The sequence below is a fragment of the Collinsella tanakaei genome (genome assembly GCF_021531055.1).
Classification (GTDB): Bacteria; Actinomycetota; Coriobacteriia; order Coriobacteriales; family Coriobacteriaceae; genus Collinsella; species Collinsella tanakaei_B.
On record NZ_JADYTL010000005.1, the window covers coordinates 44,172 to 67,221 of the forward strand.

The following is a 23,050-nucleotide window of genomic DNA, read 5'->3' on the forward strand; positions in this document are numbered from 1 at the left end:
GGCGGTGCGCTCCCTACGCCGGCATCTCGCCGGCCAGCGCCGCATCGGCGGCGCGAACGCCCTCGAACTGCATTCGATAGTAACGGGCGTACGTGCCTCCCCGCGCGAGAAGCTCCTCATGCGTGCCACGTTCCACGACCTGCCCACGTTCCACAGTCGCGATCTCGTCGGCGTTTTTGATCGTGGACAGGCGATGCGCGATGATGATCGTCGTGCGGTCCTGCGCCAAGCGCTCGAGCGACTCCTGCACGGCCTCCTCGCTCTCGTTGTCGAGCGCGCTCGTGGCCTCGTCCAGGATGAGGATCGCCGGGTCCTTGAGGAACACGCGTGCAATGGCGACGCGCTGCTTCTGACCGCCGGACAGGCGGCTGCCCCGCTCGCCGACCACCGTGTCGTAGCCGTCCGGCAGACTCGCGATGAAATCGTGGATGTTCGCGCGACGCGCCGCCTGCTCGATCTCGGCCGCCGAGGCGTCGGGACGGCCGTAGGCGATATTCTCGCCGATCGTGCCGTCGAACAGGTACACGTCCTGCTGGACCAACCCGATGGCGCGACGCAGGGACTCCTGCGTGACTTCGCGGACGTCCTGCCCGTCGATCGTGATGGAGCCGGCGTCGATATCGTAGAAGCGCGGCAGCAGGGAGCACGTGGTCGATTTGCCGCCACCCGAGGGGCCGACGAGCGCGATGGTCTCGCCGGGACGGATCGACAGGTTCAGGTGGTCGATCACCGGACGGGCATCTCCGCCCTCGGAAAGCTCGACATCCTTGTACGAGAAGCAGACGTCGCGATACTCGATGGCGCCGGGACCGACCTCGAGCGGGCGGGCGTCGGGGGCGTCCTGGACATCGGGCATCGTGGCGAGCACCTCGTCCATGCGTTTGAAGCCCGCGATGGCCTTTTGGAACGTCTCGGTGGAGTTGACGAGCGTCTCGATCGGCGTGGCGAACAGCGAGATGTACAGAGCGAACGTCGCCAGATCGACGGCCGTCATCTGGCCGGCGGCGATCAGCAAACCGCCGGCGACGATGATGGTGGTGTAGAGCGTGCCGGTCATAAGCGCGCTCGTCGCCTGGTAGGCGCCCATGGCATGGTACTGGTTGACCTTGGAATCGAGATAGGCGGCATTGGAGCGGCGGAACTTGCCGCGCTCGGTGGCCTCGTTGGCGAAGGATTTGACGACGCGGATGCCGGCAAGCGAATCCTGAAGCTGGGAGTTGACGCCGGCGATCTTCTTGCGGTTGTCGGCGAACACCGCGCGCATGGTGAGGTTCTGGCGCACCATGATCGCGATGAACACGGCCGTGATCAGCGCCATGATGGCGGCCAGCGCCGGCGCGATGGTGAACAGGATGACGAACGCGCCGACGATCTCGATGGTGCAGATGATGATCCATTCGGGCAGATGGTGGGCGCCCTCGCAGATATCGAACAGGTCGTTGACCACGCGGCTCATCATATCGCCGGAGTTCACGCGGTCGAAGTACGAGAAGCAGAAGCGCTCATACTGGTCGAACAGGTCCTCGCGCATCTTGGATTCCATGCGCGCGCCCATGATATGGCCCTGTGCCGACACGAAATAACGGCACCCCGTACGGACGAGGTACATGACGATCAGACCGGCGGCGATATAGGCAAGCGACCCCATGATCGCCTGCGGGCCGTCCATGAACAGCCCGCCGGTCAGGTTGCGCAGCACGATGGGAAATGCCAAATCGATACCGGCAAGCACCAACGCGCATACCGTATCCGCGATGAACAGATGCTTTTGCGGGCCGTAATAGGCGATGAACCGACGGAACATGCCGGACTGCTGCTTGGACAACGATCTCTCCTTATTACCGACGTGACGAGACGAACAGGACCGAGAAAGATGAAGATGCGCAGAGGCATGCCGCGCCCCTGCGCATCCTGACGATCCTAGAGACGATGCGCGATCGCGTCGCAGGCGAGCGCGCCCACGACGGTCTTGGCATCCTGGATCTTGCCGTCGAGCACGGCATCGATGAGCTCGGACAGCGGCACGAGGTCGACGTTTAAGAACTCGTCCTCATCGGGGCAGGCCTGGTCGAATTCGAGCTGCGTGGCCATGTAGATGTGGATGAGCTCGTCGCAGAAGCCCGCCGAGCTGGCGATGGTCGTGAGGTAGCGCATGCGGTGCGCGATGAAACCGGTCTCCTCGTGCAGCTCGCGACGGGCGCACTCCTCCGGATCCTCGCCCGGATCGAGCTTGCCGGCGGGAAGCTCGACCGTCACGCGGTCGAGCGCGGTGCGGTACTGGCGCACGAGCGCGATCTTGCCGCTCTCGGTCAGGGCCACGATGGCGGCGGCGCCGTGGTGGCGCACGATGTCGCGGCGGGAGGTATGGCCGTTGGGCAGCTCGACCTGCAGCGTATCGACGTTGAAGATCTTGCCGCTCCAGGCTCGGTCCTCGGACAGGATGCGCTCGTGGAGGCCAGGGTCGCGCTCATCGTCGTCGCCGAGCACGAGCGCGGGAACGTACTCCTCCTGCTCGTCGATCTCGGCCTGTTCGGGCACCTCGAGATTCTCGGTATCCGTGTTCTCCATATCCCATCACACCTTTCGCCCGCTCGGCTTACCCTCATACACGGTGTCAAACGCTGCTATTGTGGCACGAATGGGGACGCGCTTCCAGCGTCCCCACAGGCGGCACGGTATTCCCATGCCGACGCGGGCGCTACCCGATCTCCATGCGGTCTTTCGGCTCCGCTCCCGCCCGTTTTCGGCCCTCGTGAGCCCAAAACGGGACCAGGCCGCGCTGGGGGAGCGATAACTTCGTTTACGGTTCGGTTTTGAGGCATCCTGCCGAGTGGACATCGTCCTCAAATCGACAAACTCGCTGGTACAGCTTGTGCATACAAGTGTTGATACTATCGATGTGCCTATAAAACCGAACCGTAAACCTTATCGGGGGTCCAGACCCCTCCCAAACCGCCTTCACACACCGAAGCGGACGGATACCGCCGCGCCGGCGCGGCGCGCAAGCTCGCATCCCGCACAAGAAGCGGTGCGCCGAAAACCCGACGCACCGCTTTCCCAGCTCGGTTCTTATCCGGACAATGGCAACGCGCCGCTAGTCCCACGCCTCGCGACCGCGCAACGCGCGCAGGCCGATGTCATGGCGCAGCGTCTTGCCCTCGAAGTCGATCTTCTCGCACGCCTCGTACGCCAGATCGCGCGCGGCCTCGAACGTCGGCGCGAGCGCCGTCACGTTGAGCACGCGGCCGCCGTTGGTGAGCACGCGGCCCTCATCGTCCATGCGCGTGCCGGCGTGGTACACCGTCAGGTCATCCATGGCCTCGGCATCCTCGATGCCGGTGATAACCTTGCCCTTCTCATAGCTCCCCGGGTATCCGGCGCTCGTGAGCACCACGCTCACGGCATACTCGGGGCGCCAGGAGAGCTCGACATCGTCTAGGCGCTGCTCGGCGCAGGCGAGCATGACCTCCACGAGATCGTTTTCCAGACGCGGCAGGATGACCTGCGTCTCGGGATCGCCGAAGCGGGCGTTGAACTCGAGCACCTTGGGGCCGGCGGGCGTGAGCATGAAACCACCGTACAGGCAGCCGCGGTAATCGATACCCTCGGCCGCGAGCTCGGCCACGGTGGCCTCCATGATGCGCACCATCTCGGCGTGCTCCTCGTCGGTCACGATGGGCACGGGGCTGTAGACGCCCATGCCACCGGTGTTGGGGCCCAAATCGCCCTCGAGTGCGCGCTTGTGGTCCTGCGAGGTATCCATCGGACGGACACAGCGTCCGTCGGTGAACGCCAGCAGCGAGCACTCCGGACCGGTCAGCATCTCCTCGATGACCACCGTGGAGCCGGCATCGCCGAACGTGCCGCTAAAGCACTCGTGCACGGCCTCCTCGGCCTGCGCGAGCTCGGTCGCCACGATCACGCCCTTGCCGGCAGCCAGGCCGTCGGCCTTCACCACGAGCGGAGCGCCCTGCTCGCGCACGTAGGCGAGCGCCGACTCCTCGTCGGTAAAGGAACCGTAAGCCGCCGTCGGCACGCCGGCACGACCCATGACCTGCTTGGAGAAGAGCTTGGAGCCCTCCATCTGGGCACCGGCTGCCCCCGGCCCGAAGCAGGGGATACCCGCCTCGCGCACGGCGTCGGCGACACCGACCACGAGCGGGGCCTCGGGGCCGATCACGACCAGGCCGCAGCCCGTCTCGCAGGCGAAATCGGCGACGGCAGCGGGGTCCTCGGCATCGAGCGAGACGTTCTCGCCCACGGCGACCGTGCCGCCGTTGCCCGGGGCGATATAGAGCTTGCCGCAGCGCGGCGACGCGGCGAGCTTGCAGGCGAGCGCGTGCTCGCGGCCACCGCTGCCGAGCAGCAGGATATCGAGGGTGGAAACGTCGTTGGTAGCGGCCATGGGTCCTCCTTTAGAACGCAGCCTCGAGGAACATATCCGAATCGTCCAGAAGCGGGCTGTGGAGCGCGGCGGGATAGCTCAGCAGGCCCACGGCCCCCTCCCCCACGTGCGTGGCGATGCACGGACCGATCGTGGCGATACCGCCGCAGACACCCTCGAGCTCGTTGGTCTCGAGCGGCTTTTCCAACATGGCGATCGCCTTCGGCGAACGGGTGTGCAGCTTGTAGTAGACGAGCGGTCCGAGCTCCTGGGAGCGGCGGGCCACCTTACGGGCCATGAAGGCGACGGCGTTGCGCATGCCCTTGGCCTTATGGGCGACCTCGATACGGCCCTGCTCGCCCACCTCGATCACGACCTTCACGTTGAGGATGGAGGTCGCGAGGTGCTGGGCTCGCGTGGCGCGTCCGCCCTTGACCAGATTCGCCAGATTGTCAGGAATGAAGAAGATCTTCGCGCTGTCACGGATGGCGCGCACGCGCTCGATCGCGTCGTCGATCGTGCCGCCCTGCTCGGCGATGGCGGCGGCCTCGAGCACCATGGCGCCCTCGCCCACCGTGGCCGAATAGCTGTCGATCACCTCGAGCCGCACACCTGAGGGCATCTGCCGCGACAGGAAACGCGGGGTCTCGATGGTCGCGGACAGCTCGCGCGCGATGTGGATGGACAGGATGTCCTTGTACCCCTCGTCCACCAACTCGCGGTAGACCTCGATGAAGTCGGCGGGAGCGGGCTGCGAGGTCTGCGGCAGCTCCTTGGTGTCGCGCATCAGGTCGAGGTACTCGCCGATCTGGATGTCCACGCCGTCACGGTAGTCGCGCCCATCCGCCATGATATGCAGCGGGATCACGCGGATACCTAGGCGCTCGGCCGTCTCGTGATTGATGTCGGACGCGCTGTCCGTGACAATTGCAAACTTGCGCATCGCCGGGGTTCCTTAATTCCAAAAGCGATTGATGGTCTGCTCGCGGTCGGGACCGACGGACACGAAACTCACGCGCGTATGGGCGAGCTTCTCGATGTAGGCCACGTAGTCCTGGGCCGCCTGCGGCAGCTCCTCGAAGCTGCGGCAGCCGGAGATGTCGCACTTCCAGCCGGGCAGCTCCTCGTAGACGGGCACCGCGGCGGCAAACGCGCTCTCGTGCTCGGGCACGGTGGTGTAGCGCACGCCGTCGCACTCGTAGGCAACGCATACCTTGATGGTGTCGAAGGCGGACAGCACGTCCAACTTGGTGAGGGCGATATCGGTCAGGCCGTTCACGCGGGCGGCGTAGGTGGCGATCACGCCGTCGAACCAGCCACAGCGACGGCGGCGACCGGTGGTCACGCCGTACTCGTAGCCATCCTCGGTGAGGGTGCGGCCCTCGGGCGTCTCGTAGGCGAGCTCGGTGGGCATGGGGCCCTCTCCCACGCGGGTGATGTAGGCCTTCATGATGCCGAGCACGCGGTCGATGTTCTTCATGCCCACGCCGGAGCCCGTGACGGAGCCGCCGGCCGTGCAGTTGGACGAGGTCACGTACGGGTAGGTGCCGTGATCGATGTCGAGCAACGTGGCCTGGGCGCCCTCGAACAGGATGGACTTGCCCTCCTCCACCAGACCGTTCAGCAGAAGGCCGCTCTCGCAGATATAGGGACGCAGGCGCTCGGCATAGGCCAGGTACTCCTCGCAGATCTGGTCCACGGTGTAGGTCGGCATGCCGAAGATCTTCTCGAGCTGCGGGTTCACGCGGTCGAGCGCGCGGGCGAGCTTGGCACGGAAGACGTTCTCGTCGAGCAGGTCCTGCATGCGCAGGCCGATGCGCGCCATCTTATCCTGGTAGCACGGGCCGATGCCGCGCTTGGTGGTGCCGATGCTGTGGTCGCCGAGCAGCTGCTCGTAGGCGCCGTCGAGGTCCATGTGGTACGGCATGATGACATGCGCGTTGCCCGAGACCTTGAGGTTGGCGGTCGTGATACCGTCCGCCTCGAACATGTCGATCTCCTCGAGGAGCACCTTGGGATTGACGACGCAGCCGTTGCCGATCACCGAGATGCAGTCCGGGTACATGATGCCCGAGGGCACCTGATGCAGGCCGTACTTGCGGTCGCCCACCACGATGGTGTGGCCGGCGTTATTGCCGCCCTGATAGCGAACGACGCAGTCGAAATCCCCGGCGATCAGGTCGCAGATCTTACCCTTGCCCTCATCGCCCCACTGGGTTCCGACCAACACTGTCGAAGGCATGTCTTCTCCTTACATACAGACGATGTGCGCATCGTCTTGGCACTCAAACAGTCCTATTATACGGCGGGGCGGCAACGGCGTGCCCTGCCAATTCATCGCGTTCGGCCGGCGCGACGCTTTCCCCATGCGCATCGCCGCGCCGGCGCGTAGCCCACGTGCGCAGGCACGCATGCAAAAGGGCGGACCGAAGTCCGCCCCGCAGGTTGCCGTTATTCCTCGGCGTGCTCGTTGAGTTCGTAGAACTTGGTGGACGCCGGCAGGAACACCAGGTCCACGTCGCCGATCGGGCCCGAACGGTTCTTGGCGACGATCACGCGCGTGATGCCCTCGGGCGGACGGTCGTCGCGCGCGGCCTCCTGATCGGAACTCGAGCGATCGAGGAACATGACGATGTCTGCGTCCTGCTCGATGGAGCCCGATTCGCGCAGGTCGGACAGTTGCGGGCGCTTGCCGGTACGCGACTCGACGGCACGCGAGAGCTGCGACAGCGCGATGACGGGCACGCCCAGCTCCTTGGCCATGATCTTGAGGGCGCGGCTCATCTCGGAGACCTCGACGGCGCGGTTCTCGGCGCGGCGGCCCGCCGGCGGGCTCACCAGCTGCAGGTAGTCGAGAATGATGATCGACTTCTCCTTGTTGTGGAGCATGCGGCGCGCCTTGGCACGGATCTCGGTCACCGTGGTGCCCGGCGTGTCGTCGATCAGGATGTCCAGCCGCGACAGATCCTGCGTCGCCTCGTTGATGTTGGCCCACTCCTGCGGCGAGATGCGGCCGGTGCGGAAGTTGGACATGTTGATCTGGGCGTGCGCGCAGATGAAGCGCTGGGCGATCTCCTTGCCCGACATCTCGAGCGAGAAGAAGGCGACCGTGTAGCCTTCCGACGCCGCATTCAACGCGAGGTTCAACGCGAACGACGTCTTACCGACGGCGGGGCGCGCGCCGATGATGACGAGCTGGCCCTCGCGCAGGCCCATGAGCATGCGGTCGAGGCTCGGGTAACCGACGGGCGCGCCGTGCACCTCGCCGCCGGCCGCGCAGACCTCCTCGGCCTCGTTGTAGGCCTCGATCATGAACTCGGTCAGCGACTTGTAGGAGCTGCGGACCTCGCGCGCGGTCACCGAGAGCAGCATGGACTCGGCGCGCTCGATGACCTCCTTGGTATCGGAGGGAGCGTCGTAGGCGAGCGCGTTGATCTGGTTGGTGGCGCCGATGATCTCGCGCAGCATGGAGTCGCGGCGCACGATGCCGGCATGATGCTGCCAGTTGACCAGGCTCAAGGTCTGGCCCATCAGCTCGAGGATGTAGGCTTCCCCGCCCACCGCCTCGAGCTTGTCGATGGACTTGAGGTAGTCGACCAGCGAGATCGCATCGATCGGCAGGTTGCGGTCGTACATCTCGTGCATCGCGCTGAACAGCGTCTTGTGCGCGGGGCGATAGAAATCGTCGGGCAACAGCTCGACGAGCGCCTCCTCGACGACCTCGCTCGACAGCAGCATGGCGGCCAGGACGTTCGCCTCGGCTTCGGTGTTGTTGGGCAGGCCCATGCGGGCACCGCGGTCGGTCACGCCCGACGGCGACCACGAATAGTCGGACGAACTTGACGGCATGCTGGCTCCCTTCGAGCGGTCGATTGCTTGCGCGCCCTCCATGGTAAAGCATCACGGGTCCACAGCCGGTTTTTTCTTACCCCTCACCTGCACGTATGTCTTTATCAACACGGGGGTGTGGAAAGCTCGGCGCCGCTTTCTTGCCGAGATGCCGCTTATCAACGTTTTCCACATTTTTCGGGTTCGGTTTTGGTGAGTTTTCCACAGCAAGCCTTGTACCTGCGAATATACAAAACTAACCGGCGTTTTACGGCGTTTTTATTAAAGCTTTACTTGAAGGTTTGATGAAAACGCAGGTAAGCAAGGGTACTTTATTCATTCCGCAGGAAAACGAGGGCGCGCCGTATGCACCCGGAGTGCCTTCTCTATCCAGTCCGAATGCCCATACTTTTCCGCCCTTTCGGATTTTGCAGCGTGTACCTGTGGATTTCTCAACTGGTTATCCAAAAGTAAACCACCGTTGGGAAAACCGAACATACGCTCTCCCCCGAAGGCGAACATGCGAAAACGTCAGATGTTATTTCACGCCCAACGCCCCGGCGGCACCGACATGCAGAAAAAACGACCCGGGCGCACATGCACCCGGGTCGTATCACATCGGTTCGAGAGACGAATGCTACTCGGCGGCAGCCTCGGTCTCGACAGCCTCAGCGGCCTCCTCGGCAACCTCGGCCTCAGCCTCGGGCTCCTCGGGGGTGACGCCCACGGCGACATTGACCGCAGCGCGGATGTCGCGGTACAGCGAGATGACCACAGGGTGGACACCGGCCATCTTGATGGGCTTGCCGAGCTCGACGCGCTTGCGGTCGATCTCGACATCCAGCTGGGCCTTGATCGCATCGGCGATCATGCCGCTGGTAACGGAACCGAACAGGACGCCCTCGTCGCCGACCTTCGCGTCGATGGTGACGGTCTTGCCGTCGACGGCATCCTTGAGCGCGTTGGCGTCGGAGATACGGACGGCCTCGCGCTTGGCGATGTTGTTGCGGCGCTCCTCGAGCTGCTTCAGGTTGCCCTTGGTAGCCGCAACGGCGAGCTTCTTAGGGAAGAGGTAGTTCTCGGCGTAGCCCTGGGCAACGTCCACAACGTCGCCTTCGCCACCCTTGCCCTTGATCTCACCAAGAAGAACGACTTTCATGAGATCTCCTTGCGATGTGCGCCGCGTGCGCGACGCAGTGATTACTGCTTTGCCTGTGCGTGGGAGCCATCTCGCTCAAGCTTGCGAAAGTTGGCCCACACGTCGATCAGGCCGACGATGCTCATAGCGAAGAACATCATCTCGGACCAGAAGACGAGCAGGATGCAGATGAAACGCGTCACGCATCCGAAGCGCCTGCGTGCCATGAGGGCGGAAAGCACCCCGAAGCCCTGGCAGGCGAAGATGATCCTGACGCTCATGATCGCCGTCACGCTCACGGTGCGGACGATTTGAGCCTCGGGAAAGCCCGTGAACGACGCGCCGACGCACACGATCGAAACCGCGAGGACGGCGACGCTCCACATGGGCGCATCGAAGCGTGACAACGACGGTCTGCGGGGATCTCCCGTGCAGCGCGTCTGCATCACATGGGAACCGAGCCCGGCGAACAGCGCGTAGCTTGCCGCGCTCACCACATACACGAGCGGCCAGAGGGCCATCATGATAGGCTCGAGACCGCTGGCGAGAAACTCGCCCTCGATCCCCGTTCCCACGGACTGCGCGACAGCCGCCATGAGATAGGACACCATGGCGTCCTGTAACGACGGACCGGTCATCGCTGCGATCGCCGCATCGATACCGAGACTCGTCAGCGCCGTGAGCACGACCACCACGGAGACGTTCGTGACCGTGGCGCCGCGCCACATACACCACGCGATGCCCAGGCTGCACACGATAACGGGAGCCAAAAGCACCGCATACGTGACGTTGGCGATGAAGGAGACCGCGAGCAGGCCGACACCCTCGAACAGGATCAGGCCGACACCGCGGCGCGCCTTCGCGCACAGGACCTCGCGCGCGCCATACGCGGCGAGAAGGATTCCCGCATACGGAAGGAAGATCGCCACGACGCACCCGAGTGCGAGCATGAACGCACCGTGGGCGTTACGCGGCGGGACCGCCCGACGCATCGGCGTGCCGTTCGGCACGATGGCGCCTTGCCGAGGATCCGAACTTCCGTCCTGCATCTACTCGACCCTTGCCCCTCGCCTAGCCGCGATTGCGCTCGCCGCGGGAAGAGACCACGGGAACGGTGTAGGGCAGAAGCGCCATCTCGCGAGCGCGCTTGATGGCGTTCGCGATGTCGTGCTGATGCTGCGTGCAAGCGCCAGTGACACGACGGGGCTTGATCTTGCCGCGATCCGTCATGTACTTGCGGAGAAGCTGAGTATCCTTGTAATCGATGTACTCGGTGTTCTCCTTGCAGAACTGGCAGTACTTACGACGCGGCTGACGTGCTGAATAATCATTAGCCATGTCAAAATACCTTTCATTTGGCACCGTTCGCGCAAAACGCGACGGCGCCGCTCACTTACCACGTGACCCCGTTCGAAACCTTAGAACGGGATGTCCTCATCGTAGACGTCGACCGCCGGCGGAACCTGCGCGGGCGCAGGCGCCGGGTGCGGCGCGGGCGCGGAATAGCCGCCGCCGTAGGAGGACCCGCCATACGAGCCGGAGCTCTCCTGGCCGTAGCCACCCTGGTTCTGTCCACGGCTCATGAACTCGATCTCATCGACGATGACCTCGAGCTTGCTGCGACGCTGACCGTCGCGCTCCCACGAGCTGTAGCGCAGCTTTCCCTCGATCGCGACCTTCGACCCCTTCTGGAGGTAGCGGGAGACGGCCTCGGCGCGGGCGCCGAACATCGTGCAGTCCACGAAGTTGGGGTAATCCTCCCAGTCACCGGTCTGCGGGTTGCGGCGGCGATCGTTGACCGCCACGCCGAAGCTGAGCACCTGGGTGCCGCTTGCGGTCGCGCGCAACTCGGGGTCACGGGTGAGATTACCGGAGATGTTGACTCGATTGATGCTCATGTATGACTCACTACCTCTCTGTTCGAGCGGGCGGGCAAAGCCCTGGCGCTCGATTTCCAAACGGTTCCTACTCCACGTCGTCGCGGCGGACGATCATGTGACGAACCACGGCATCGGTGATGCGCAGCACGCGATCGAGCTCGGCGATCTGGGTAGGATCTGCATGGAAGTTGATGAGGGTGTAGTCACCTTCGGTGAGCTTGTTGATCTCGTAGGCGAGCTTGCGCTTGCCCCACTCGTCAACGTTGTCGACCTTGCCGTTACCCTCGGCGATCGTGGTGTCGATGCGCTTCATCACAGCGAGACGGGTCTCGGGATCGAGAGCAGGGTCAACAAAGAACAGCAGTTCATAGGCCTTCATGTGGTCACCTCCTCTGGACATAAGGCTCCGGGTCGTGAAGGTGCGCCCGGAGCAGGAAAAGACCGGTTTACTGTAGACCAACCGCCGTCTCTTCTCAAGTTGCCGCAGGTACGCCCTCATGACCTCCATATTTTCGGCATGGTGGCAAGCGCCTCGCACGCTCGCCGTGCCGCGCTCCCCTATCTTCGCCGTCCGTGCCGACACAAAGCCGACGGGCGATGCGAAACCTCCGACGACATCCTCAGCGTCCTGCACACAAATGCCGACAAACGCGGGTCGGCGTCCTCATCCGGATCGCAAACCACGAGGAATCGGCCCTAAAGGGCATGAAAACGACACGATTTCAACCTGTCGCCCAATGCGATCGATCCGCTCGCAGCGCAATCGCGTCCACTCACGGCGAGGACCTCGAAACGAAACGCCTCGAGGCCCATGTCGACAAAACGGCTCTGCGCCTTCGGCAGGCTCCTCCACATCAACACGCCGGCGGAACAGGCGGCACCGAGGAGGTATCCGACACATCACGCTGCGGCACGCCATCGGGCAGCGGGGCCGACGAAACGCCCCAACGCCCGACCTCGAATCGACAGAGCCACTGACCGACCGCATTGATGCACACCAGGTTCATCGCAGTCGAGATAACCGACCCCGCAAAGGTGACCGATACGAATGCCGCGACGGTCAGCACCACGATCCCCGGCCCAAGGCCGAACAGCAGCCGCTCGATGCCACTGCCGGGACCCACCGCGAGCTCGACCGCCACGCCCATGACGCCGCCGAACGCGATGCCGCTTGCGACCAAGGCGACCAAAAGACCGTAGAGGATATTGATCGCACCGCCGATCAACGAAATCGCGTAGAGATGGAGAAAACCGCTCGCGTCGCGTGCCACCATCTGGAAAAGCCTGTCCAGGCGCCAGCCCGCGGCAAAGCTGTCGTAGAGGGTCGCCCGCAGCATCGCCGCCGCGCAAAACGTTCCCGCAAGCAGATTGAAGGCGAGCATCACCAGCACGACAAGGGGGGACATCCGGCGCATGATGTCGAGCAGCGATCCGCTGAACAGGTTCACTCCCGCCGGGAACAACGCGGCGGAATACCAGTCACCGAACAGGAGCATGTCGAGAAGCATGAGCACGAAGCCCATCGTCACGCTGACCAAAAACGCGATGCCACCCGTGGCGAGGACCTTGCCGTACGCGACGCCGCGCTGCTTGGGCGCCGCATCGACGCCCCACGCCGTCAGCCGCGCCCATTCGAGTGCGTAGCCGAGCACCGCGATCTGCCCCAGAACGGGAATCCATCCCACCAAGGTGAGCACGAGAACGGGCTTGATCCATCCCTTGTCTCTCGTCAGCATCTTCCACGAAGACGCGAAACCAAGCTGTCGGGCGTACATGCACCCTCCTCGTTCGCAAACATCCGGCGCGCACGATGCGCCCCAAGGCAAGTGTATCCATCCGATCGGATCGGCCGGCACGAGACGGATACATTTAAGGGCTATTTAAGCGGCCCTCCCCGTGGGATGATAAGACGGATTCGAACGAATCCGCCACATTTTTCGACGGACTTGAGATTGGCACTTGATTGCGTCCGCGTTTACGGTACAATTGCCTGTGCATTTCACGGAGAGTTGTCCGAGTGGCCGAAGGAGCACGATTGGAAATCGTGTAGGCGCCAAAAGCGTCTCCAGGGTTCAAATCCCTGACTCTCCGCCAGCATCCTCTCATGGCGCGCCTTCGGACGCGCCATGTTTCACTCCATGCGGAGGAGTGGCAGAGTGGTTGAATGCGGCGGTCTCGAAAACCGTTTACCCGGTAACCCGGGTACGAGGGTTCGAATCCCTCCTCCTCCGCCATTTAAACCTTCCAACAATTCAACACTCCCATTTTCGATCCCCTTGCTGCAACGTGCAGGAGGGATTCGAACCCGCAGGGCCTCATGCTGTGCAAGCCTGCGGCCGGCACCCCTCCTTCGCCATCATTCCCTGTCAACAGGCACATACCCGCAGTGAGAAACCCCTTGCCGAGGGGCTGACGACACCACGGTTCCTCGCTCATCCGCTATACTGAAAGAACGCTGTACACGGAATTTCCTCGAATGGAGCCGCCATGATTCCGACCATTATCGGCATCGTTATCGTCATCGCCATCATCTGCGCGATCGCCGGCATCTATAACAACATGGTCACGCTGCGCAACCGCATCGACAACGCGTGGCAGAACATCGACACGCAGCTGCAGCGCCGCAACGACCTCATCCCCAACCTGGTGGAGATGGTCAAGGGTTACGCCGCCCACGAGAAGGAGGCGCTCGCCGCCGTGACCAACGCGCGCAACAACGCCGTTGCCGCCACCACCCCCGAGGACAAGATGGCCGCCGACGGCATGCTCACCGGCGCGCTTCGCCAGCTGTTCGCCGTGGCCGAAGCCTACCCCGACCTCAAGGCCAACACGAACTTCATCCAGCTGCAGACCTCGCTCGAGGATACCGAGAACAAGGTCTCCTACGCACGCCAGAGCTACAACGACTGCGTGCTCAACTACAACAACGCCATCCAGACCTTCCCCGGCGTCATCTTCGCCGGAATCTTCCAGTTCAAGGAGCGCTCGGGCTTCGAAGCCGAGGAAGCGGCGCGCACCGTGCCGGAGGTCAGGTTCTAGAAACCGATCCTCAACAGGCGTTTTGTTGATATGGCACCGTTTGGGCGCACGCGCCCAAACGGTGCCTTTGTTTATGGTTCGGTTTTGGAGCGGTCCTTGGAGTAGAGACGACCGTCATGCCAACAAAATTGCTGGTAGACGGCTTGACGTTTTTTGGTCTATTTGACCCGCCGGCCTAAAACCGAACCATAAACCGGCATACCCGATTTGCCGGCCGACGAAGACCGTAAAGAGAGGGAGAATGGACGCCGAACAAGCTGCCGAGAGGCGGCCGCCGCGGCTCCCATGCCTTTCCCAAATCGGTCGAACCTTACCGGATCCCGACAGGGATCAAATGGTTTCCCAACACCGTTTTCCCAGCTAGATAGTGTGATTTCTCGTTCTTCAAACCCCTTTGGCATGCTATCCTCTCTCCATGGGTAAGCAGTTTGACGCCATTGTGTGCGACCTGTCGGCCTGGCAATACCGGTCGACTCCGCCAGCCATACGCAAGGCGATTCTCCCCACAGAGCTGGCACGCGAATCTATGCCGAAAAGCCCTGAGCTCTCGGCTTCCCTCCGCGTGCCGAGAAAGAACGCGCGCCGGCCCGACGCGCTCATCAGCTCAAGACTGCTTGGCGATTTGAAGGGCGTCTCGCTACCCGTCCATGTCATCACGGATTCCTTGAAGACCAGGCTGGTCACGACCCTCGTCCATCCGCACCGCATGCGCATCGGCCTGATGGACTCCGAGCTTTACGACCTAGGAGGCGGACTTGCCGTGACCTCCCCCGAGGCAACGCTTCGGCATCTTGCAAGAACGCACACACTTGGCTTCGTCCTCGAGAAGATGCTCGAAGCGTGCGGTATCTACAGCGTGGTTCCCCAAACTGCGCGCGTTGCGGCGACGATCGGCCTCCTTGTCCAAGAAGGGCTGTTCGCCCGTAGCGCCATCGCGCGAATGCCCTCGATCAGCGCGTTTTACGATGAGGCCGGAAGCATCGTGTCCCACATAGATCGTGAAGGAAATCCTCTGGATTGGAAACCGGCGATCGACCGATCGGGAGTCATCACCAACCTATGGAAGCGCCCGCAGCTCGTCTCGTTGGACAACCTGCGTGCACACACGAAAGCCGCCGCGCAGCCCCCCCGCGCGCGCGGCACCGCCCGCGCGCTTTGCGCCGCGCAGCAGGCCATGGAAGGATCAGGCTCCCCGCTCGAAAGCAAGGCTGCCATCATGCTCTTCACCGAACGATCCATCGGCGGCGAGCAGCTGACGGACGTCAGGCTCAACCATACGATCGCCCTCACCGAGAAGGCACAAGCGCTCGCTCATCAAAAAACGTGCGTAGCGGATGCGCTCGACTCGCAGCACGAGCTGGTGTTCGAAGCGAACGGTGAGGCGTATCACGCCGACAGGCACGGTTTTACCGAGCAATCGGGCAGGAGGGCGGCACTTGAAACCATAGGCTACACGGTCATGGACATCACGAATGATATGATCAACGATCTTGAGCGCTTCGACGCCTTCCTGACCTCGATAGAGATGCAGACAGGGATACACCTCCGCGATAAATCCGTGGCCTTCTTGGGACGAAGGGAAAAGCTTCATGGCGAGCTGTTCTCCCCGCACACGCTCCGTGCGGGAAAGCACCCGTAAAAACATGGAAGCAGCGCCTCCGAAACCGATAATCGCATTTACGGTTCGGTTTCAGAGGATTATTCCGAGTAGACACACCGTTCTCGTCAATAAATGCGCAGGTCAGGGCATCGCACGTTTTTTGTCTACTCAGCGGGTTGCTCCAAAACCGAACCGTAAACACGCCGATTGGTTTTAGAGGCCGGCGGAGGCAGGAAGATCCCCGAAGACGAGGCCCGACACGCCTCCGCCGACGACCCTCTCAGTAACCGAGGGCCTGCAGCGCGAACATCACGACGGTGAGGACCGTGATGATCACGATGGTCGCCCAGGTCAGCGCGTTCCAGACGCGCCCGTTGCGGTACTCGCCCATGATGTGGCGGTCCTTGGCGATAAACAGGAGGAACACGAGGAGCACCGGAAGCAGCACACCGTTGATGACCTGCGCGCTCATCATGATCTGGAACAGGTTGACACCGGGCATGATGACCAACAGCGCCGACGCCACGATAACGGCGGTGATGATGCCGCGGTAGACCGGCGCCTCCTCCCAACTGCGGTCGGCTCCGCGCTCCCAACCGAACGCCTCGCAGATCGCGCTCGACGTGACGCCGGGCAGCACGCAGGCGGCAAGGAAGCTCGCCGCGACCAGGCCCGAGGCGAACAGGACCGTCGAGAACTTGCCGGCGATCGGCTCGAGCGCGAGCGCGGCGTCGGCGGCATCGGCAACCTGGACGCCCGCCGGGTAGAGCACCGCGCCGGTCGTCACGACGATGAACCATGCGACGGCGCAGGCGATCACCGATCCCGACGCGGTATCGATGCGCTGCAGGACGATACCGTCCTCGTCGATGTTCTTGTCCACGACGTTGTTCTGCGCCAGGAACACCATCCACGGGGCGATGGTGGTGCCGATGGTCGCCACCAGCAGGCTGACGTACTCCGGCTCGGCGACGATATGCGCCGACACCGTCGCCATGGCGACCTCGCCCCAATCGGGGCCGGCGAGAAACGCCGCCACCACGTAGGTCACGAAGACGCAGCTCACCATGAGCAGGATCTTCTCGATGCGCTGGAAACTGCCGGACATGGTGAGCAGCCAGATTGTCAGACCGACGAGCGGCACCGAAACCGTCGCGGGCACGCCGAACAGGGCGAGACCGCTGGCGATGCCGGCGAATTCCGAGATGGTCACCGCCGTGTTGGCGATGAGCAGCGCCGCCATGGCGAGCGCGCTTTTACGTATACCGAAGCGCTCACGGATGAGCGAGGCGAACCCCTTGCCCGTCACACAGCCGCAGCGGGCAGCCGTCTCCTGGACGACGATGAGCAACAACGCCATGAGCGGCAGCATCCACAGCGTGCCGTAGCCGTAGCTCGCTCCGGCACTCGAGTAGGTGGCGATACCGCCGGCGTCGTTGCCCGACAGCGCCGCGAGCAGACCGGGCCCCATGGCTCCAAGGACCGCGCCGACGGTCAGTTTTTCGCGATGTTCCTTCCGCATGATCGGCCCCGCAGCCTATGCCGCGATCGCGACGAGAGCGAGCACGGCGAGCACCGAGTACAGCGCGCATGCGATCAGCACCGCCGATACCGAAAGCGCCGTACCCGAGGTGTTGAGGTCGTGCTCGTCGCGCCAGAACAGCACCTTGAGGTAGACGACCGACGTCGCGCAGGATACAAGCGATACCGCGGCGGCGCAGGCGAAGCACGACGCGAGCGCCGTGGCGGCCAAGGCGACCTCGCCGGCAACCGGCGCGGGCGCCTCGAACAGATGGATGGTCGCAAGCAGGTCGTCGGGATAGGCGGCGCCGAGCACGAGCTGACCGCACAGGTAGATCACGAGTGCCAGCGCGATACCGATTACCAACATCTGCAAAAAGAAGCCGAGATACGGTTTATCCTGCTCGTCGTCCTCGTCGTACTCGAGGTAGTAGTTGCGCACGAACGACACGACGCGGTTGGCGGCAAGCAGCACCACGGGCATGACGCACATGGGGTACACGAACAGACCGGTCGCGACGCCTGCCGCCTCGAGCGCGGCGGCGATGACGCCGGAAGCGATCGCCCAGATGAGCAGCCAGTACTGACGGCGCGCGAACCACGAGAACGCATGGATCGACTCGCCGGCGCTGCCCTCGCCGGAACCGACACCGGCGATCTGCAGGTCCTCCTGGTGCTCCTCGGTCATGACCTCCATGGCGTCGTCGACCGTGACGATGCCCAGGATGTGGCGGTTCTCGTCGCAAACCGGCATCGCGGCGAGGTTGTACTTGGACATCTCCTCGGCGACGTCCTCCTGGTCCTCGTCGGGAGCGACCCAGACCACGTCGCGGTACGCGAGGCTGTTCAGGCGCGCATCGCGGTCGGCCACGATCAGCGTCCGCAGCGAGAGCACGCCGGTCAGCGCGCCCGTGGGATCGGTGGTGTACACGTAGTAGACGCTCTCGAAGTCCTCGTCGAGACCGCGCAGGCCCTCGATCGCATCGGCGACGGTGGCGGTCGCCGGCAGCGCGACGAACTCCGAGGTCATGATACGACCGGCGGTGTTCTCCTCGTATCCCAGCAGGGTGCGGATCGCACGCTCCTCCTTGACGCCCATCAGGCGCAGGAGCTTCTCGGCCTTCTCGTAGTCGAGCTCGTCGATGAGCGCGGCGGCATCGTCGGGGTCCATGAGGGCGAGCATCGAGGACGCATCGCGGTCCGACAGGCCCTCGAGCATCTCGGCGACGAGCTCATCATCGTCGAACTCCGAGATGGCCTCGGCCGCCTGAGCGGTGTCGAGCTGGGCGAACACCTCGCCGCGCAGGCGCGGATCGAGCTGCTCGATGATGTCGGCGATGTCGGCGGGGTGCAGCTCGCCGAGCGTCTTGTGCGACACGGAGAGCTTGATGGTCTGCGTGGAGCGTTCGAGCAGGTCCATGTAGGACCACGCGATGATATCCTCGGGCAGCGTCTTGCCCATGGCGCGGGCGACCTTGACCACCACATGCTCGAGCACCGGGTGCAGCGTGCGCAGCAGTCCGCGCATACCCACCTCGGCGCCGAGCAGGCGCAGCTGGTTCTCGCCGGAAGCGGAGAGCTTGATGTCGTTCACGCGGACGACCTTCATGCCCTGCGTGTCGACGATCTGCTTGTTCATGATGTCGCGGGCGAGCAGGACCTCGTCGGGCTGCAGATACGAGAAGCGGATGTCGGTCGCGGGAACCTTCAGAAAGACCCCGTCGTCATCGATGCGCTCGACGTACTTGCGCCATGAGATCATAAACGGCGTCTTGCCCGGCCCCTGGAAGGCCAAGGACGTCACATGGGGGAAGACCTCGCCGGTGGCGATGCCCAAGTCGTTGACGATGCCGATCTTCTCGCCGGTCGAATCGACGACAGGAAGCTTGAGCATCTCGGAAAGATAGTTCATGGTGCTCCTTTGCGAAAGCTATGGCGACGCCACCCCAGCGTGCGCCGGCAAAGGGCACCCGCAGGGGTCAGCTACTGTGTGGTCGAGGTTTGGGTTTCACCTGTATCCTTCTCTCGTGACCCTGCAAAATAAGAGCCCGACATCCGTCGAGCCCTCATATTCTATAGCATTTTCCGCGTCCCGGGGAAAGGGATGCGAAGCAGAACGAACCGAAAGCGCGGGAGACGGGCGCGCGACCCGTCCCCCGCGCACGCGTCACATGTTCGATCCGCGGTACGGGCTAAGCCTCGGGCAGCACGGCGCTCTTCGGCATCTTGACGGTACCGTTGATGACATCCTCGGGGAAACGCCCGTCGAGCTCCATCAGCTCGGACACCGTGACCAGCTCGTAGCCGGCGTCCTGCAGCCCCTCGATGATGTCCGGCAGCGCCTCGATGTCCTGGGAGCGGTCCCCGCCGCCGTCGTGCATGAGCGCGATGGCACCGTTGAAAGCCTGCGACAGGACCGTATCGGTGATGGCGTCGGCCCCGGGCAGCTCCCAGTCGAGCGTATCGATGTTCCACAGGACGTTGCAGCTGATCAGGTCGGCGGCGCGCGCCCACTCGACCGTCGTGAACGCACCGTACGGCGCGCGGATCATCTGCACGCGCTCGCCCGACGCCTCCTCGATCGAGTCGAACGCCGTCGAGATCTCGGAACGAAGTGTATCGCGATCGCACTCGGGCAGGTTCGCATGGCTGTTGGTATGGCTCGCCATCTCGTGACCGTCCGCGACCACCGTGGCGCTCATCGAGCTCGCGTTCGTGCCCAAGTTGAAGAACGTCGCCTTCACTCCGTACTCCTTGAGGATGGCCAGGATCTCGGAGGTGTAGGAGCTGGGGCCGTCATCGAAGGTGAGGGCGATGTACTTCTTACCATCCTGGGGGTTGGGGTTGAGGTAGCTGATCACCATGTTGGTCGGCTCCTCCACGACCTCCTTGTCGACCGTCTCGCCGGACTGCTTGCCGGTCCACACGGTCTTCTTGCCGTTTTTGCCCCACTGGGAGACGAACTGGATGGCACCGGTGCCCTCCGTCGTGAGCTCAGGGGCGATCTCGACGGTCTTCTCGGTATGCTTCTCGGTCGTATCGCCGCCGTCCTTGACGGTGAGCGTCGATCCCTCCTTGATCTCCAGCGAGGCGAAATCCTTGGACGCGACCCTCTCCCCGTTGACCTCGAGGGTGCAGCGGTCGCCGCCGTCCTTTTCGAGCTCCTTGCCACTCACCGACAGCAGCCTGCCGGGCTTGGCGCCGAAGTAGTCGTTGTCCTCGAGCAGCGTCGCGGCATCGGTCCTGATATGGACGCTGACCGGCTCCCCGTTGACCGTGATATCGATGTTGCGCCAGAAGAACTGGTAACCGACACCCAACGCGATCGCACCGAGCACCACGAGCGCCACGACGGCGGCGATCAGGGGTGTGCGCGGATTGCCGGGCTGATGGCTTTTCGCCGTCGTCGGCGTGCGTCGTGCCGGGGCAACGCCCGCGCGGTTCACGGGAGTATGGCCGGTGGCGGGGCGCCTCGTCTGCGTGGACGCCCGCTGCGTCTGCGTCGTGGCCTTGCGGGCATGCGGCTGCGTCTGCGACTGTGCTGTGGTTTTGCGAACCTGCGTCTGCGTCGTGGCCTTGCGCGCATGCGGATGCGCCTGGGTCGACGCCTTTCGGGCTTGCGGATGCGTCTGAGCTTGTGCCGTGGCCTTGCGGGGATGCGGATGCTCCCGCCCTTGCACCGTCGCCTTGCGCGCCTGCCGGTGTGTCTGCTTTTGGGCCTGAGGCTGAGCGGGCGCTGACGACCGGGACGTCACACGCGTCGCGGAGGTCGAGGCGGCAGCGGTGCGCGGGCGAACGGCCCCGCCGGACGCCTTGGTGCCCTTCGTGGCGGAAGAGACCCGTGGACGAGCGGCGCCCTCGGACCCCTTGGTCGTCTTCGAAGCGGGGTGATATTGCGGCGGCGTGGTCGGCGCCGTCGCACGAGGCCGTGGGGCTCGGTTTCCCTGAGCCGACGCAGCCGACTTCTTCGCCGGGGACTGACGAGGCGTTTTGTTCTCGTTTCCGTTCATCATCTTCATCCGGTCCTAGATCCCGACGCGCAAGCGACCCCGCACGTCGACGTGGGCAGCCGCACACTTTGAACATATCCGGCAACAGTATGCCGGCAGTTTGTCTAGATTCATCCTACCCCTTCCGGGAAACGCGACACCCGATTGTAGTCGCTCCCGGCGCCTTTATTCGCCCTCCCCTTCATCATCAGCATTTAGTTGAGGCAACACGGCATCCTCGGGCATCTCCACTTTCGTGAGGTCGACCGCATCCGCCATCTCCTCGTCGGTCGCGATGAGCTCGGAGAGGGTGACGAGCGTATAGCCTTCATCCTGAAGTTGCTCGATGATCTGCGGCAGCGCTTCGAGCAGCTGCTCGCCGGTCGTCTCGCTGTCGGTGAGCAGGATGATGTTGCCGTTTCCGACCGACCCCACCACGTTATCGACGACCTGATCGGCACCGGGCAGCAGATAGTCACCCGAATCGAGGTTCCACGTCACCACGGCGCCCACCAGATCCATGGCGTCCGCCCAGTTCTGCTCGGAGAACAGCCCGTATGGAGGTCGAAGCGCCGCGGTCGACACCCCGGCGGCACCCTCGACGGCATCGAAGCCCTCGGTGAGCTGCGAGCGCAGATCGTCCGCCGAAAGCTCGCTCATATCGGTGTCGCTCATGCCGTTCGAGGCGACCTCGCATCCGGCGCCCACGATCGTGGAGGCGGCGGCTCGGTTGTCGAGCAACCGATCACCCTGCAAGAAGAAGGTCGCCTTCGCGTCGTGCTCGGCAAGGATGCCCAGGATCTCGTTCGTGTAGGAGCTCGGACCCTCGTCGAACGTCAACGCAACATAGTTGCCCGAATCCGGGGAGACGGAACGTGCGCGCACCACACAGTCCTGAGCTTCCTGCACGACGCCGCGGTCCTCGGTCTTGCCCGACACCTTGCCGGTCCACACCTCGGAGCGCCCGGGCACGCCCCATGTCTCGACGTAGGATATGGCACCGCTGCCCTCGACCGTGAGCGACGGTTCGATGGCGGTCGCCTCGATTTCGTGCTCCTCGTACTCATCGCGTCCGTCGCCGATCTCGACCTCCTCGCCGCCCGTAAGCGTCGTCGTGGCAAGGTCGTCGTTGTCGATCTGCCTGCCGTTCACCTTGACGGAATATGCCTCGCCCCCGCGTTTCTCGAGCACGCTGTCGTCGACGGCGAGCAAATCACCGGGACGGACGCTCAGCTCCTGGTCGGTGATGAGCGTCTCGATGCTCGAGTTGATGCGTACCGAGGCATCCGCCCCGTTGAGGGATACGGTCACGTTGCGGTTGAGGTACCACACGATGCTCGCCACGAACAGCAGCGCGGCGCACCCGATCGCGATGATCACGTACGGACGGCGCGAATCGCGGCGGCGAGGACCGCGCATGATGCGCTTTGCACGGCCAAATCCCTGCGTATGTCGCAGGTAACGCTCGCCCGGTCGACGCGTGCGCTGCTGAGCACGGGACAGCTGCCCCGTCGAAGCGCGGCGTCTATGCGGTTTGCGTCCTTTTGTGGAGTAGGAGGTGGTGTAGTTAGGCAATGGTTCTCCCCAGTCCAAATCGAATCTAGGAAAGACTGTACCACGCCGTGAGGAAGACGGCGCCTGCCGCACGCCCCAAACCCATGAACGGACGGG

The 23,050-nt window shown here is 63.7% G+C and carries 18 protein-coding genes and 2 tRNA genes; 4 read left to right on the forward strand and 16 right to left on the reverse strand.

Annotated elements, in window-relative coordinates; translation table 11 throughout:
- Positions 1-13: 13 nt before the first annotated feature.
- From I6E04_RS05860 to I6E04_RS05915, 12 genes are all read right to left on the reverse strand, one after another.
- Complete coding sequence (locus I6E04_RS05860) at positions 14-1,804, reverse strand: ABC transporter ATP-binding protein (RefSeq protein WP_235422396.1); 1,791 nt, start codon at positions 1,802-1,804, stop codon at positions 14-16.
- Between the two features lie 116 nt (positions 1,805-1,920).
- Positions 1,921-2,568 carry an NUDIX domain-containing protein gene (locus I6E04_RS05865; RefSeq protein WP_235422264.1) on the reverse strand — a complete coding sequence of 216 codons (648 nt, stop codon included), beginning with the start codon at positions 2,566-2,568 and terminating at the stop codon, positions 1,921-1,923.
- Between the two features lie 526 nt (positions 2,569-3,094).
- Positions 3,095-4,405, reverse strand: coding sequence for a phosphoribosylamine--glycine ligase (gene purD, locus I6E04_RS05870; RefSeq protein ID WP_235422265.1), 1,311 nt, complete (start codon positions 4,403-4,405; stop codon positions 3,095-3,097).
- A gap of 10 nt (positions 4,406-4,415) precedes the next feature.
- Positions 4,416-5,327 carry a DegV family protein gene (locus I6E04_RS05875; protein WP_235422266.1) on the reverse strand — a complete coding sequence of 304 codons (912 nt, stop codon included), beginning with the start codon at positions 5,325-5,327 and terminating at the stop codon, positions 4,416-4,418.
- 12 nt (positions 5,328-5,339) lie between these two features.
- Positions 5,340-6,626: an adenylosuccinate synthase gene (locus tag I6E04_RS05880; protein WP_235422267.1), complete on the reverse strand. Its 1,287-nt coding sequence runs from the start codon at positions 6,624-6,626 to the stop codon at positions 5,340-5,342.
- A gap of 209 nt (positions 6,627-6,835) precedes the next feature.
- Positions 6,836-8,233 carry a replicative DNA helicase gene (gene dnaB / locus I6E04_RS05885; protein WP_235422268.1) on the reverse strand — a complete coding sequence of 466 codons (1,398 nt, stop codon included), beginning with the start codon at positions 8,231-8,233 and terminating at the stop codon, positions 6,836-6,838.
- Positions 8,234-8,849: 616 nt separating this feature from the next.
- Positions 8,850-9,371: a 50S ribosomal protein L9 gene (rplI, locus tag I6E04_RS05890; protein WP_235422269.1), complete on the reverse strand. Its 522-nt coding sequence runs from the start codon at positions 9,369-9,371 to the stop codon at positions 8,850-8,852.
- Positions 9,372-9,412: 41 nt separating this feature from the next.
- Complete coding sequence (locus I6E04_RS05895; RefSeq protein ID WP_235422270.1) at positions 9,413-10,399, reverse strand: DUF2232 domain-containing protein; 987 nt, start codon at positions 10,397-10,399, stop codon at positions 9,413-9,415.
- 22 nt (positions 10,400-10,421) lie between these two features.
- Positions 10,422-10,688 carry a 30S ribosomal protein S18 gene (gene rpsR / locus I6E04_RS05900; protein WP_235422271.1) on the reverse strand — a complete coding sequence of 89 codons (267 nt, stop codon included), beginning with the start codon at positions 10,686-10,688 and terminating at the stop codon, positions 10,422-10,424.
- An 80-nt stretch (positions 10,689-10,768) separates the two neighbouring features.
- Complete coding sequence (locus I6E04_RS05905; RefSeq protein WP_235422272.1) at positions 10,769-11,248, reverse strand: single-stranded DNA-binding protein; 480 nt, start codon at positions 11,246-11,248, stop codon at positions 10,769-10,771.
- A 67-nt stretch (positions 11,249-11,315) separates the two neighbouring features.
- Positions 11,316-11,609: a 30S ribosomal protein S6 gene (rpsF, locus tag I6E04_RS05910; RefSeq protein WP_235422273.1), complete on the reverse strand. Its 294-nt coding sequence runs from the start codon at positions 11,607-11,609 to the stop codon at positions 11,316-11,318.
- 475 nt (positions 11,610-12,084) lie between these two features.
- Positions 12,085-13,005: a DUF4013 domain-containing protein gene (locus tag I6E04_RS05915; RefSeq protein ID WP_235422274.1), complete on the reverse strand. Its 921-nt coding sequence runs from the start codon at positions 13,003-13,005 to the stop codon at positions 12,085-12,087.
- Between the two features lie 228 nt (positions 13,006-13,233).
- On the opposite strand from I6E04_RS05915, the gene I6E04_RS05920 reads away from it, so the two are divergent.
- The 4 genes from I6E04_RS05920 (at position 13,234) to I6E04_RS05935 (ending at position 15,908) form a co-directional block, all read left to right on the forward strand.
- Positions 13,234-13,324 (forward strand) — tRNA-Ser (locus I6E04_RS05920).
- 48 nt (positions 13,325-13,372) lie between these two features.
- Positions 13,373-13,464, forward strand: a tRNA-Ser gene (locus I6E04_RS05925).
- A 253-nt stretch (positions 13,465-13,717) separates the two neighbouring features.
- Complete coding sequence (locus I6E04_RS05930) at positions 13,718-14,269, forward strand: LemA family protein (RefSeq protein WP_235422275.1); 552 nt, start codon at positions 13,718-13,720, stop codon at positions 14,267-14,269.
- Between the two features lie 415 nt (positions 14,270-14,684).
- Positions 14,685-15,908, forward strand: a complete 1,224-nt coding sequence (locus tag I6E04_RS05935) for a hypothetical protein (protein ID WP_235422276.1) — start codon at positions 14,685-14,687, stop codon at positions 15,906-15,908.
- Positions 15,909-16,149: 241 nt separating this feature from the next.
- Here the strand turns inward: I6E04_RS05935 and I6E04_RS05940 are convergent, their stop codons facing one another.
- The 4 genes from I6E04_RS05940 to I6E04_RS05955 all read right to left on the reverse strand — a co-directional run bounded on the left by I6E04_RS05940 (position 16,150) and on the right by I6E04_RS05955 (position 22,798).
- On the reverse strand, positions 16,150-17,391 hold the full coding sequence (locus I6E04_RS05940) for an NRAMP family divalent metal transporter (protein ID WP_235422277.1): 1,242 nt from the start codon (positions 17,389-17,391) through the stop codon (positions 16,150-16,152).
- A gap of 15 nt (positions 17,392-17,406) precedes the next feature.
- Positions 17,407-19,302, reverse strand: a complete 1,896-nt coding sequence (locus tag I6E04_RS05945) for a magnesium transporter (RefSeq protein ID WP_235422278.1) — start codon at positions 19,300-19,302, stop codon at positions 17,407-17,409.
- 280 nt (positions 19,303-19,582) lie between these two features.
- Entirely contained in the window at positions 19,583-21,070 is a 1,488-nt protein-coding gene (locus I6E04_RS09875) for a polysaccharide deacetylase family protein (RefSeq protein ID WP_235422279.1), read from the reverse strand.
- A gap of 495 nt (positions 21,071-21,565) precedes the next feature.
- Positions 21,566-22,798, reverse strand: a complete 1,233-nt coding sequence (locus I6E04_RS05955) for a polysaccharide deacetylase family protein (protein WP_235422280.1) — start codon at positions 22,796-22,798, stop codon at positions 21,566-21,568.
- Between the last annotated feature and the right edge of the window lie 252 nt (positions 22,799-23,050).